This is a genomic window from Anabaena sp. EIM26 (assembly GCF_057568715.1).
Map to the genome: position 1 here is coordinate 3,001,088 of NZ_CM172472.1, position 13,804 is coordinate 3,014,891.

Annotated in this window: 12 protein-coding genes and 1 pseudogene; 2 read left to right on the forward strand and 11 right to left on the reverse strand. The window is 37.0% G+C overall.

All coding sequences use genetic code 11. The features are described from left to right. Positions 1–42 precede the first annotated feature (42 nt). Positions 43–378 (reverse strand): element excision factor XisI family protein, encoded by a 336-nt coding sequence (locus AC012T_RS13170; RefSeq protein WP_487058944.1) that lies wholly within the window; start codon positions 376–378, stop codon positions 43–45. Beyond that, positions 366–782 (reverse strand): element excision factor XisH family protein, encoded by a 417-nt coding sequence (locus AC012T_RS13175; RefSeq protein ID WP_487058946.1) that lies wholly within the window; start codon positions 780–782, stop codon positions 366–368. The genes AC012T_RS13170 and AC012T_RS13175 overlap by 13 nt, the downstream gene beginning before the upstream one ends. Positions 783–894: 112 nt before the next feature. Between AC012T_RS13175 and AC012T_RS13180 the strand changes: the two genes are divergently transcribed. Further along, positions 895–2,304 (forward strand): pentapeptide repeat-containing protein, encoded by a 1,410-nt coding sequence (locus AC012T_RS13180; protein WP_487058947.1) that lies wholly within the window; start codon positions 895–897, stop codon positions 2,302–2,304. A 55-nt stretch (positions 2,305–2,359) separates the two neighbouring features. On the opposite strand, the gene AC012T_RS13185 is transcribed toward AC012T_RS13180, so the two are convergent. The 9 genes and pseudogenes from AC012T_RS13185 to AC012T_RS13225 all read right to left on the reverse strand — a co-directional run bounded on the left by AC012T_RS13185 (position 2,360) and on the right by AC012T_RS13225 (position 11,285). Beyond that, a complete protein-coding gene (locus AC012T_RS13185) occupies positions 2,360–2,752 on the reverse strand; it encodes a hypothetical protein (RefSeq protein ID WP_487058949.1) in 393 nt (130 codons plus the stop codon). A gap of 434 nt (positions 2,753–3,186) precedes the next feature. After that, complete coding sequence (locus AC012T_RS13190; protein WP_487058951.1) at positions 3,187–4,341, reverse strand: iron-containing alcohol dehydrogenase; 1,155 nt, start codon at positions 4,339–4,341, stop codon at positions 3,187–3,189. A gap of 135 nt (positions 4,342–4,476) precedes the next feature. Beyond that, positions 4,477–4,785: a P-II family nitrogen regulator gene (locus tag AC012T_RS13195; protein ID WP_487058953.1), complete on the reverse strand. Its 309-nt coding sequence runs from the start codon at positions 4,783–4,785 to the stop codon at positions 4,477–4,479. Positions 4,786–4,789: 4 nt separating this feature from the next. After that, on the reverse strand, positions 4,790–5,761 hold the full coding sequence (locus AC012T_RS13200) for a sodium-dependent bicarbonate transport family permease (RefSeq protein WP_487058955.1): 972 nt from the start codon (positions 5,759–5,761) through the stop codon (positions 4,790–4,792). A 202-nt stretch (positions 5,762–5,963) separates the two neighbouring features. Beyond that, positions 5,964–6,892 (reverse strand): annotated as a pseudogene (locus tag AC012T_RS13205) (alpha/beta fold hydrolase). 23 nt (positions 6,893–6,915) lie between these two features. Continuing rightward, a complete protein-coding gene (locus AC012T_RS13210) occupies positions 6,916–7,740 on the reverse strand; it encodes an SDR family oxidoreductase (RefSeq protein WP_487058957.1) in 825 nt (274 codons plus the stop codon). Positions 7,741–8,042: 302 nt separating this feature from the next. Beyond that, positions 8,043–8,708 (reverse strand): pentapeptide repeat-containing protein, encoded by a 666-nt coding sequence (locus AC012T_RS13215; RefSeq protein WP_487058959.1) that lies wholly within the window; start codon positions 8,706–8,708, stop codon positions 8,043–8,045. A 346-nt stretch (positions 8,709–9,054) separates the two neighbouring features. Then, the gene (locus AC012T_RS13220; RefSeq protein ID WP_487058960.1) at positions 9,055–9,546 is read right to left on the reverse strand and encodes a hypothetical protein; all 492 of its coding nucleotides are present in this window, start codon (positions 9,544–9,546) and stop codon (positions 9,055–9,057) included. Between the two features lie 290 nt (positions 9,547–9,836). Next, entirely contained in the window at positions 9,837–11,285 is a 1,449-nt protein-coding gene (locus tag AC012T_RS13225) for a sensor histidine kinase (protein WP_487058962.1), read from the reverse strand. 156 nt (positions 11,286–11,441) lie between these two features. On the opposite strand from AC012T_RS13225, the gene AC012T_RS13230 reads away from it, so the two are divergent. Further along, the gene (locus AC012T_RS13230; RefSeq protein ID WP_487058964.1) at positions 11,442–13,724 is read left to right on the forward strand and encodes a hypothetical protein; all 2,283 of its coding nucleotides are present in this window, start codon (positions 11,442–11,444) and stop codon (positions 13,722–13,724) included. Positions 13,725–13,804 lie beyond the last annotated feature (80 nt).

Genomic DNA, 13,804 nt, shown 5'->3' on the forward strand with positions numbered 1-13,804 from the left:
TAAGAACAGATTGTAATTTTATTTTAAATCCTCAATTCTGAATTAAGAAACAGCGTACTCTGAATGTTGTCTAAGTGCAGGATAATGAAAACCTATGACAATTTCTTGTTTAGCAATTCCCATTTCTTCTAGTTCTTCACCAACATCAATATCTGTATTATTTTCCTGAAGCCAGATTTTTCCATCTTTGATATCAAAATGAAATATACAGGAATGAATTCGGCGTTTTTTATCCCAACCAGTCCGCAATAAAAGGTAATGATCATTTTCTGTATCAAAGATCAATTGGGTTTCCATGTTTTGATCTTCTGAGCCGTAATTGGCGTATTGGGTGAGGAATTCTCGCAAACATTGGCGATAGTAATTTAGTTTATCCATAATTTTATTACCTCTGTTACTTCATCATAGACAACTAGTTTAACAGGATAGTTTTGTAGGACTTTTTGGATGAGAACTTCTCCAAATAATGACTGATATGTTGAATCGGGAACTGCTAGATATAATATGCGTTCTGGTTCGTTTTCCTCTTGGGCAATTTTGTAAGATAGATATTGTCTCAAAGCACCATAGAAATCTGTAATTTTCGAGGTTCTGAGAAAGCTTTTCACTTCAACGGCGATTTTTTGATGATCTTTCTCTGCACCAATTAGACATTCAGCCCCTAAATCAATCTGAATATTCAAATTGCCGATACTTAAGTATAGAGGATCATGAGAGATATTCCAACCGTCTTGAGTGAGGGCATCTTTGACTAAATCATGGAAGATGTCTTTTCTGGACATTTATCATAGGTCTATTTTTACAGTAATGCTGGTATTATAACCATAGATTAAAACCAACTTACCAATCGTGAGGATGGTAAATTACGCAAAGTTTAGATATAAAAAATTAATTATGGCAAATTCGGAACACTTGGAAATTTTAGAGAAAGGTTTAGAAACTTGGAATAATTGGAGGGATGAAAATCCAAATATAATACCTGATTTCAGTAATTTTTCTTTCTTTCAGGCTAATTTACGTTTTGCTAACTTTAGTGGAGCTAACTTTAGTGGAGCTAATCTCGGTGATGCCATTCTAAATAATACTAATTTTAGTGAAGCTAACCTCACTGGATGTAATCTTAGTCATGCTAACTTTAATGGTGCTGATCTAAGAAGAGCTAATCTAAAGCATACTGAATTTTACATTACCAGTCTCTGTGATGCTGATTTAAGTGGGGCTAACCTCAGTCATGCTACATTTTATAACACTAATCTCGGTGGAGCTAATCTCAGTCATAGTAATCTCACTGATGCTGATCTAAGTCAATGTCATTTTGAGGATACTAACCTTAGTGGTGCTGATCTAAGTAGAACTAATCTCAGTCAAGCTGATTTTTATAATACTAACTTTAGTGGGGCTAATCTTAGCGGTGCTAATCTGATTAGGGCTACTCTATGGTTTGATTTCAGTGATTCTGACTTGTATGATGTTGAAGCTTATGGTTTTACTTTTGATGAGACTAAATTCAGTGGGGCTAATCTTAGTGGTGCTAACCTGAGTTATGCTTTTTTCAGTAGGGCTAATCTAAGTGGAGTTAACCTCAGTCATGCTAATCTCAGTTATGCTGTTCTAAGTGGAGCTAATCTCAGTCATGCTAACTTAAATAATGCAAATTTAAGTTTCTCACAGGTAATAGCTACTAACTTTAATCAGGCTAACATAACAGGTGCTTGTATAAAAAATTGGAACATTAACCATAAAACAAAATTGAATGGTGTAATTTGTGATTATATTTATCTGGATGTAAATGAAAGAGAAAGGCGACCCATAAAGGGTAATTTTGAACCTGGAAAATTTGCTATTTTCTGCAAAAAAATTATAGACAGTAAAAATTTAATTGTAAGTAAAATTTTTGAAGATGATGAAGTAAATAATCAAGGACTTGAGCTTTATTTAAACCAAACCTCTTCCTATTGGGAAAATTTACGGTTTCATTCAGAAGCAGAGATAAAAATTGCTCAAGCATTAGACCGCGCTGGAGTTCTATATTTACCAAACTGTGTAGCTAGACTCAATGCAGACAATGGCAGAGCAAATAAAGAAGCAAATTTTTTAGTGCGTTATAAGGGTAATTGGGGTATTTTAGAAGTTGATGAAATTTATTATACACCAGAACTTAGAATAGAAGAGCAAGAAAGACAACGTATGCTTAAAAGAAATGGTATCAAGGTAGTAGAAAGATTTGAGCCTAAAAATTGCTATGAAAATTCTGATAAAGTAGTAAAAGAATTTTTAGAAATAATAGAAAATATCTATTCATAAAATTATCTCAGCTTGAAAAATGATTATTTTTTACCAATTATTCACACAAAATTAGTTATTCAAGAGTCAAGTCACTTTTAGCTATTGCTTCCATGATTATACTAACAGCAAATAGTATTGTTGATAAGGCCAAACTACACATAGCATATCTTAGACAATTTCTCTTATTAATTAGTTGAATATCAAGTTGTTGTATAGCCACTTTCCACGCACTAGCAATATAGTGACGACATCTTTCATCTGATTTATAATACCACTCTCCGTCTAACAAATCTTCAGGTGAGACGACATGACCACATGGAGACGGCATTAAACCAATGATACATAAACCAATATCTATAGCAAGAAGAGCGCAAACAGCAATTTTGATGTACAAACAGTAACCATCGTTTGAGAGGTCGGCCGAAAATCTCAGCAGTACACCGCTAAAACCTATGACAGTGGTCATCTTAGTATTAAGTGAATCTATACTTTTATTGACATCTTTTAATACACTTTCTGTATACTCATAAGCTAATTTAGTATTAGTATGTTCTTCACTATCTATGAGATTGTTTTCCATGTCTAATCAGCAAGAGAATAATGACAAAAAAAATGAGCCGTCTAAAACACCACCTCCATCTCCTCCACCCAGTCAACCCAGACAACAAAGGGGAGATAGTAAGGATAAGTAAAGTTTTTGCATTACTACAACAGTGTGAATAAAAAATAGTTAATTTAACTCAGGCGGGTGTTGCCTACTTGATTTATCTCGTTCCTAGTCTCAGACTGGGAATGCAGAATTGAGGCTCTGCCTCAGCAACATTTTACACTACTTCATCAGTCATTCAGCAATAAATGTAGATAAAGGTCAGACAAAAGCCTGACCTAATTATTTAATTTCTAAACGCAAAGAGCTAAAATCTTCTCAACAGCTTGGGGGTTAACATCTTTATTTTCCCCCAAAGCTGTCATCCCATGCTTTTCTAAATTCTCGATAACTGCGGGAATAGTTTCTAATCCCACACCATAGTCAGATAAACGGGTGCGGACACCAACTGATTCAAAGAAATCACGAGTTTTAGTAATTGCTGCGTCTACCCGTTCTGCTTCAGAACCACCGACAATTTCCCAAACTCTATCTGCATATTGTAGAAGTTTTTGCCATTTGCGATCGCGCCTAATTGTCAACGTACTAGGTAACACAACCGCTAAAGTTTGAGCATGATCCATACCATGTAAGGCTGTCAACTCATGACCAATCATGTGGGTTGTCCAATCTTGGGGTACACCAACAGCAATTAATCCATTTAACGCCATTGTCGCAGACCAGACTAAATTCGCCCGTGCATCATAATCTGTAGGATTTGCTAAGGTTTTTGGCCCCTCCTCAATCAGAGTTTTCAGAATTGACTCAGCCATGCGGTCTTGTAATGGTGCATTCACCGGATAGGTTAAATACTGTTCCATCACATGAGTAAAAGCATCAACAATACCATTGCTAATTTGCCGAGGAGGGAGGGAGAAAGTTGTTTCTGGGTCAAGAACCGAAAATTTAGGAAACACTAGGGGACTGCTGAAAAATAACTTTTCTTGAGTTTCCCACTTGGTAACAACAGAACTTGTATTCATTTCCGAACCAGTTGCCGGTAAAGTCAAAACCACCCCCATAGGTAAAGCCGCAGTTATCGGTGCGCCTTTTGCTAAAATATCCCAAGGGTCGCCGACAAAAGGAACCGCAGCTGCTATAAATTTAGTCCCATCAACAACGGAACCACCACCCACAGCTAAAAGAAAATCAATACCTTCTTTGCGGATTAATTCCACTGCTTTCATCAAAGTTTCAAAGTGAGGGTTGGGTTCAATTCCCCCAAACTCAAATACATTCCTTCCCGCTAATGCAGATTTTACTTGATCATAAACGCCATTTGCTTTAATGCTACCACCACCGTAGGTGATGAGAATTTTGGCATCTGCGGGGATTTCCGCTGCAATGTTGGCGATTTGGCCTTTGCCAAATAGGATTTTAACAGGATTGTAAAAAACAAAATTTTCCACGATTAGTCACACAAGGTAATTAGTTTTAGCCTTGTGTATTGTAATCAGGTTCTTAATTTTTCGCCTGTACCTAGAGAATACTATTTCCCAAAAACAAGGCGGAGTTATTGGAGAAGTGGAAAATTTAATGTTTATCTAACCAACACACTTAGTTGTGTTCAATTCCATTGCATCAGAAATAAAACAAGTCCCGCCAAATTTATTTAAAATCTTTCTAATTTGTACCTCTACCAGTGGCAATTTTTCAGGAGGAAAGAAAGCAATAATATAAATGTTATCTAGCAAAGTCATTGCTAAATCATCACTGTCTGTTCCTCCTCTACCTTTACCAGCAACATTCTTAATAACCGTATGTTCAGGAACACCAGCTTTTTCTAAAGCTTCTAAAATCTTGCCGACTTCAACGTAATTAGCAAAAATTTCTAGCCGTTTAACTAACTCCATAATCTCAACTCCAAAAGATATTAATTGCGTATAAATAAAAGGGTATGCCGATGATGATGTTAAAAGGAAATGTCACAGCCAAAGCAGTAGAAACGTATAGACTAGGATTAGCTTCTGGAACGGTTAGTCGCATAGCTGCTGGAACTGCAATGTATGAAGCACTAGCGCACAACACGGAAAATAAAAGAGCATCTCCTTGGGGCATACCGATTAGTTTAGCAATAATTAAACCAATTCCAGCATTGACGATTGGTATGAGTATGGCAAATAAGATTAAGAAAACGCCGGTTTTTTGTAAATCTTTGATTCTTTTTGCTGCTAGAAGTCCCATATCTAATAAGAAGAACGTGAGGACTCCGTAAAACATATCTTGTGTAAAAGGTTTTAATGTCGTCCAACCATGTTCACCTGTGAGTAAACCCATAATCAGGCTACCAACTAGGAGAAATACGGAACTATTGAGAAATGCTTCTTGTAATACTTCCGCCCAATTAAACTCTCTGTCACTTTGATCAGCAGTAAATAATTTTACTAATATCAAACCAACAACAATAGCCGGAGATTCCATTAAAGCCAAGGCTGCAACCATATAACCATCAAAGTTGATACCCAGTTGAGTCAGAAAAGAACTAGCCGTGATAAAGGTTACAGCACTAATTGAACCATAGGTAGCAGCGATCGCAGCGGCGTTGTAAGAGTCCAGTTTTACTTTGAGAATAAAAAAAGTATAAATTGGAACAATGCAAGCCATTAAAATCGCCGCCAGCATGGTGAAAATCACTTCCTGGCTAATACCGCTTTTTACCAGTTCCACACCACCCTTAAACCCAATCGCAAATAGCAAATACAGGGAAAACAGCTTAGGAATGGGTGCTGGAATTTCCAAATCTGACTTCAGGAAAACTGCCAACATCCCCATAAAAAAAGCTAACACAGGTGGATTCAAGATGTTGGATACAATCAAGCTCACATCCATTCCCACCACTCCTATAATTTCGTCATTAAGATTCCTTTATAAGTTTGACACGAGAGTGGCAACTATCATAGCTTCTACACATCAAATTTGATTTGTAAAAGTTTAATAACGTAGTTATACTTAGCACGCAATATTAAATTGTATAATTGGTTTTTAAGCGCAAGCCACTTTACCGATAGGCTGCCATAGTAAACGATGTCAACTAAGAAAATTCATTAACAAATGAAGATATAGTTGCTACAAATGCAGCAGTTGATTCATATGGTAAAACATTTCGTCCGCTGATTTTCATACCTTGACCTTGAGGTAAACAAGCCAGATAATCTGCCAAACGTTCATCAGGCGTTTCTTTTTTACCTTCCTTACTAATAGCTGATGCTGTATCTCCTAAAACAACTAATGTCGGTTTTTGAATAGAGGCAATATCACTACTATAATCCCGTTGCCAAAACCTAGCTAAAAAAGAAAATACAGCGTAGCGACCACCCATATTTTTAGCATCTGCTATTAAAGTATTTAACCATTCTTCGTCAACAGCTTCGCTAGATGCAAACAATTTTTCAGTTGAGAAAGAAACTAAAAATTTGCGTGTACGTGCATAGCGAAAAAAGCATTTCCTAAAGGTGAATTAAAGATAGTCCAAAGTAGATTCTGTTGCCATTTAGGTGCATTTTTAGTAGTTACACTCCAAGCTGTTGGCCCAGAAAGTACAAGTCCTTTAATTAAATTTGGTTCTAATTTAACTAATTCAATAGCTACTGGTGATAAAGCACCTTGTACTATTATAATCACAGGTTTTTGTACTACTGTATTTAAAAAGTGTTGTAATTGTTTTGCCCAATCAATTGGTTTATAAGCCTGAGGAGGCATATCACTTTCACCACATCCCAATAAATCAGGATTATAAATGATATTGTGATGATTAGTTTGATACCATTTATAGCAAAATCGTTGCCAAAATTGCCTTGATAATCCTACCCCAATAGGATGAATTAAAAGTAAAGGAGTACTATCAGCAGATGAATCTATGGCTTGATGTACTTCATAAGCACAGCGATAATTCTGCCAATCATAAAACTGGGTAGGAGATGCTGTAATCCCCGATGTATTGGCTATGGTAAAATGTTGCATAATCCTAAATTCAGTATTTCTGGCTAAAAAGTTATTTGAGGATGAATTAACTTGTATCCCGCGTCTTTTATCTTTTGATTAGACACCCACGTATTATATGGGCGGTTACTCTTGTTTGTTGCATCCCATATTACATCAGGTAAATTATGTTTTGTTAGCACATTATCAATTAGTTCTCGACTGGTGAGATGTGAATCATCTACTAGATTATAAATACCTTGTAAACGCTGGTTACGTGCAAATTCTATAGCCCCAACAATATCATCTCGGTGAATCCAATTTGTGATTTCTTCACCATTGCCGGCACGAGTTGTACCAGCTACTCGTCCAAATATTTTCACCAATTCTCTACCAGGCCCATAGATCCCTCCCAAACGTAAGATACAAACACGGAGGTTTTCATTCTCTGCTGATAGTAAAACATCTTCAGTTTTGCGAAGAATTTGAGCATTTAGATTAGGTGGTGCTGGTGGTGTTTCTTCATCTACCCAAACACCATTTCTATCTCCGTATACTGAATAACTTCCTGTATATATCAACTGGCGAATATTGGGAGATTGTCGTAGTACAGAAACTAAGGTTTTGGCTGTTTGCAGATAAGTTTCTTCATAGGTATTTCCACTTTTTGCACCTAGACTTAATATGACGATATCTTGATTTTTTAATACTGATTTTAGAGATTCTAAATCATTCCCTTGGGTGACTATAACTTTTTGAGCTACAGCCTTTAAATCAGATACACGCTCAGGTGTAGTTGTGGTTGCAGTGATGATAAAATTTTTATTTTCCTGCCAATATTGAGAAACTGCATAACCAACATAACCACAACCAATTATTGCTATATTCATGACGATCTAAACAAAAAATTAAATTACTTTCCAGATTACATTTGCAAAAAGCGATATTACAAGAGTTTATAACTAAATGATTGTCGCTATTTTCCAGTTTGAATTTAAAAATTCAAACTTAAGTAGTCTGTTTGGAAAATTTTAGACACCTATAAAGTAGCTTCTCTCAGAATATTTTCAACTTTCTGTTACCTAGGATACCTTTTTGGAGGAATTTCTGTTCTCAGGAATATTACGAAGTTTCCCATATTGTAGGTACGTCAACTTAAGTTATTCGTTTTTTTTGATAACTAGGGTTGAGGTCAGGCATGAATTACACCATCTGGCATAATAGCCCCAGCTAAGTTAGCACCAATAAGTTTCACTAATAGACGCTCACCTGAGCGAATTCTAGCACCTGTCAAGTCTGCACCCCGCAAGTCTGCACCGCTGAGATCCGCACCAATTAAATTAGCCGAGCGTAAATTTGCTTCTCTCATATCTGCTAACAGCAGGTTAGCTCTAAATAAATTAGCTTCTGATAAATCCGCACCTCTGAGATTAACTTTGTGCATAAAAGTGTCACTGAGATTGGAACCGCTTAAATTTGCATAGCTTAGGTTTCTACCAGATAAATCTCTGTTACTTAAATTAGCGCGGCTAAAATCTTTTCCACTCAAGTCTGGATTTTGATTGGGTTGTTGATAGTTTGTTTGTGGTTGTTGATAGTAAGTAGAGGATGGTTTTTTTGGTTGGGTTGGTCTAGAATTTGCACTTTGAGACCTATCGTTTAAAGAACGTAATTTTTCACGAGCTTCATTAAAGGCTTTGAGTTTGTCTTGAGCTTTTTGTTGTAAGCGGTGGTTGTCTTTAGGAAGGCGATCAGGATGCCAAACAAACACTAAATCTTTGTAAGCCTGGTTGATCTCTTCTAGTGTTGCTCCAGGCTCTAATTCTAAGATTTTGTAGTATCGCTCCAGTTCGCTCATATGATGTGTTGATGGAAAATCAAATAATAATTAAATTAATTATGAGTGATATCGCTATATGTTGAGTATAACGATTCATTGAGTTGGCTTCCGCACTCATACGGAAAATTGCGAACTGACGGCTAAGGTAGAAATTTTCCTGATGGCTAATCCCCAATCCCTAATGTCTTGTATTTTATCAAACAGAATTCAGGAGTCAGGAGCCAGAATTCAGAATTTAATTCTGTGCGACCAACGTATGAATAATCGGGTTTAAGACCCCCACCAAATTTTCAATTTTAGCCGAGGATGTGTCAAATGGTGATGACTACGGCTACTAAAGGTATCACAATATAGATATGGAAATTTACCTTGTTACACTATTTCTCAAGCGATTGATGGCTCGAAAATATGCCCCAATCGGAATCTGATAAACTTCAATAAAAATCCAAACTATAATTGATAAATGTAACAAAAATGTGAGTAATGTCCAGATATATGGTAGCCACGAAAGAGGTACATCAGGATTTGGAGGAAAATAATAAGCTGCTAGGCCAATTAAGGCAGTTGGTAAAATGACAAAAGCTATTGCTGCTAATACGTAACCCCAGCCTAATTCAACACCTTCTAATTGAGCTTCTGTCCACTTAAAGCCATTCCAATGCCAAACTAGGGGAGGTTGTCTAGAAGGCATCTTGATTTGCTGTATTTCCAGGTTAACTGTAAAAATTTCTTGGCAAAAGTTACAAGACATTGCTTCCATTAATGGCATGGGGGAAATTTTACCGACTCGACAAACAGGACATGGGTAATCTTCTTGAAAATTTAAAGATGTGGATAAAGTTTTAGAACTAGGCATGATTAAACTACTATTTCTAACAAAATTGATTTTATTCATAATAAATCAACTAAAAATCATAAATTGTCAAATTTTTCACTATTCTTTTGATTGAGTTTTCTATGTAATTATTCAGGATAGAGAATATAAAAGTCAGTAAAATAAAGATCTTTTAGTCAAATTTGATGATTTTGATAAAATCTCACGTCTCTCTATTCTTCATTTTATCTGCATTCTGACTCCTGACTCCTGAATTCTTACTTCTCTATGGAAAATGTCTCAGTGAACTTCAATTACTAGCATCAGGGAATTTAGATACAAGAGGAAGAGCTTGCTGTCAGGGTTTTATAAGGTATTTCAATCCAAAATTCTGCACCTTTTCCTTCTTGGGATACATATTTCAATAGTCCACCATGTTTATCCACTATAATTTGATAACTAATAGATAATCCCAAACCTTGCCCTCTCCCAACAGGCTTAGTTGTAAAAAATGGATCAAATATTTGTTTACTAATAGATTCAGGTATACCTAATCCATTATCTGCAATTCTGATGATAGCAAAGCCAGGTTCAAGATACTTGGGCTGAATGCTAATTTTGAGTTCTTGCTTTTTTTCAGGTTGGTTAACAAATGCCTCCTGTAGCGAATCAATAGCATTACTAATTAAATGCATAAAAACTTGGTTTAAGTGTGCTGGATAGCATTCTATTGATGGCAGTTCACCATATTCTTTAATAACTTCTATTTTCGGAAAATCTCCCTTTGCTTCCAGTCTATGCTGTAAAAATAATAGTGCGCTATCAATACCTGTGGTTATATTTACTGATTTTTTTTCAGATTCGTCTATCCGACAGAAGTTCCGCAGCGACAGCACAATTTCACGAATGCGCTGAGTACCAACTTTCATAGAGTTAAGGATTTTAAATAAATCTTCATTCAAAAAGCCAAAATCAATAGCATCGGTTTTCTGCTGAATCTGAGAACTGGGATGGGGATAATTTTCTTGATATAAACTTAATAAATCTAATAAATCTCGGACATTATCATCTACGTGTTTGAGATTGCCATAAATAAAGTTAGCAGGATTATTAATCTCATGGGCAATACCTGTGATTAAGGGAACTAAACTAGACATTTTTTCAGCATGAATCAGTTGTGTTTGAGTTTTTCTTAACTTATTTACAGTATTAGAAAGCTCCTGATTGCTGATGCGTAGTTCATCTTCAATTATTTGACGCTGGACAATATTTTTTTCTAATTGCATTAAATTAATTCTCAGTTCCATTTGGGTGAGAACTTGACGACCTAATCTTCTCATTGCTGCAATTTGTTCTGGATTCAGAATGTGCGGTTTTTGGTCAATAGCGCATAAAGTTCCCAAAGCCAAACCATCAGATGTGACTAGCGGTGTGCCTGCATAAAACCGAATATTAGGGTCTTCTGTGACTAATGGATTATCATAAAAACGACCATCTTCAAGGGCATTTGGCACTATTAGCATTTCTTCTGGTTGGAGAATAGCATGGGCGCAAAATGATATATTTTTAGGAGTTTCTGTGACTTCTAAACCAATTTTTGATTTGAACCATTGTCGATGCTCATCTATTAAGCTGATTAAGGCAATGGGAGTTTTGCAAATATATGCGGCTAAAGCAGTTAAATCATCAAAACCTTGTTCTTCAGCGGTATCAAGAATTTGGTATTTTTCTAGTGCTTTTAGCCTCTCTGCTTCATTGGATGGTAATGGAGCTACTTTCATTGCATGAATATAATAATAATGTTGGGTCTTATGGCAGAATTCAGGAGTCAGGAGCCTGGAGTAAAACTGATGTAATTACACAATGCTGAGTTAAACTTGCTTGCAAGTTAATGCAAAATATTAATTGGCGGATCTTCGGTTTGGGCATTACTCACAATGGAACACTGGCAATTTCTGATACAGAAACAGGGCGATCGCGCTTGGCAACCCCTGGAATCGCCTACTTTGCAAATTTTAGCAGGTAAATACAGGGTTTTGGCTCGTTCACACCTTCCCAATAAAGATGTAGAAGTGCGGGTAACTCACTCCTCAATCCAGGAAGTTCCACCCAAACGGCGAATTTTTAAACGTTTGCGTCGCACTAATGCAGATGGGCTGATGGCTGTAATTCCCTTTACTGAACTGAAACCGGGAATTTGGGAGTTACGATGTTCAGCCGACTTAATGACAGATATGCTGGGTAAATCCTGGCAATATAGTCTGCTGATCAAAGTCTCTCCACAAGAAGACAGTAACCAACCAAATCAAGGTAGTGGTGATGAGTTTGACAATGAGCTTGAGGTATTACTGAATCAAGAAGATCAAACCGAAGAAGATATAATTATTAATCAGCCTGTCAGCCCAGTTTGGTTCAAAGGTGAGACAGCAGAACAACTTTTACAAAGTTTAATAGATTTAGCTTTACCCAATTCGGAATCTTTGGGGGAGGAGCAAACATCTGAGGATTGGCTGCCAATATCCCCACCATCACCACTGAAATTATCTCTGGAAAGGGACACCTATATTACGGCTTGGGGAAAAACTCTGACAGTGAATGGGGATGTGGAACTGGCTCAAACGGGTGATCTGGAAGATGAAATATTATCAATAACCAGTCTTAATCAGCTACAGCTATTAATCGAATTGCGATCGCCCTCAGAATCACAAGTCTTAACTCAAGTCAGACAACCCTTAACAAATAAAATTCTGCCTTTTACATTCAGCACTGCCATTAATATTCCCCCTGAGTGTGAATCAAAGTTGATTTTGGCAGACATTAGTTTATACGGCGCAGTTACAGATGGTGGAGAAGTCATATTCTTGGCCAACCACGCTTTCACAATTACGGCAGATGTCACAGAATTACTGACAATTTCTTTACCAAAATCAAGTCCACCAGACTTGCCATCTGCAAGCACCGAAATACAAACTCAAGCTGAGACAAAGCCAGAACCAGCTGTTAGCGTTGGCTTGGAACTTTTCAATTTGGTTAAAACTCCCAAGTTAGCTCAGTTTCATAGTTTAAAGTCTTCTGCCAACAAACAGTTGCCACCCAGAATTAAACCAGTAATTGTGTTAGGTGGTTTGTCGCCAGAATTACCGAATTTGCCTCGCGTTCACAAAAATTTAATAGCAGAATCACTCAAATCTGAAGATGCTATCAAACCTCCTCAGATATCCCCAATTAATCTGGAAAAGTTGGTGATTAAACAGGTTAAAACTACTTTGCCTTTTTTAAAAAGGTTAAAACCGACTCCAGTTCAGGAAGAAGAACCTCAAGTCTATCCGTCAGATATCTCAGAAACTCAATTATCTGAAGTTGAAAATACATCGGAATTTCGGCTCAATAATGCAGAATATGAGGATGAATCCGCTGAATTTAGAGAAAATGTTCCTGCTCAATCTCCTACTTTGTCCAGTGAGGAATTAATCACAGCGAAGACTCCAGAAACATCTCCCCTGATTCAAAAATGGATGCATAGCCAAGGGTATTTGGCGGAAAGTCTCAATTTGGCAGCCGCAGAAGATGATACTAATGAGTTGAATGAGCAGCCACTTTTAGTTCTGAATGCAGAAAATCCCTCGGTTGAGATGGATACACAGGAAGATGATATTGAGGAAAATCTGGCTATAAATAATAGTGAAACAGGAGAGACAGCAGAAGAAATAGTGCAGCCAATTCAGATTCTACCTACTGTGTTGTCCCAAGAAATAGTTTTAGATGATACATATATTAGTTTGAGCCATGAGGGTAACAATCAGTTATCTACCCAACCAGATCCACCACTGGTAGATTTATCGAGTCCTGTTCAGAAATCTTTACCAACACCCCAACTGTTTTTACCAAATGGTGAATTACTGGCGGGAACGTCGATCAAAGTGCGTTTAGAATTGTCTGCGGTGTCGTCAGCGGTGGTGGTTAAGTTGTGGGTTGAAGATTATCAAACTCGCGGTTTGCTAGACGGGCCTCATCTGCTCAAAGATTTGCGACCTACCCCTTGGGGAAATTGGGAAGCGATAACTCAATTAATTGTTCCTTTCGGCTGTGTAGAAATCCGTGTAGGAGCGATCGCACTCGACCTGAATACTCAACAGGAAAGTGGTAAAGTCACCGTCGTCAAAACCGTTATTCCCGCCGATTTGCCAAATATAGAACTAGATGACTTACTAGGAATGTAAATGGCTGTGTTAAAAATCTTGATAATTTGCAAAAATAAGCAGAATTTTGCAGTAAGCTCTTTTTGAATTGTAGTGTGACT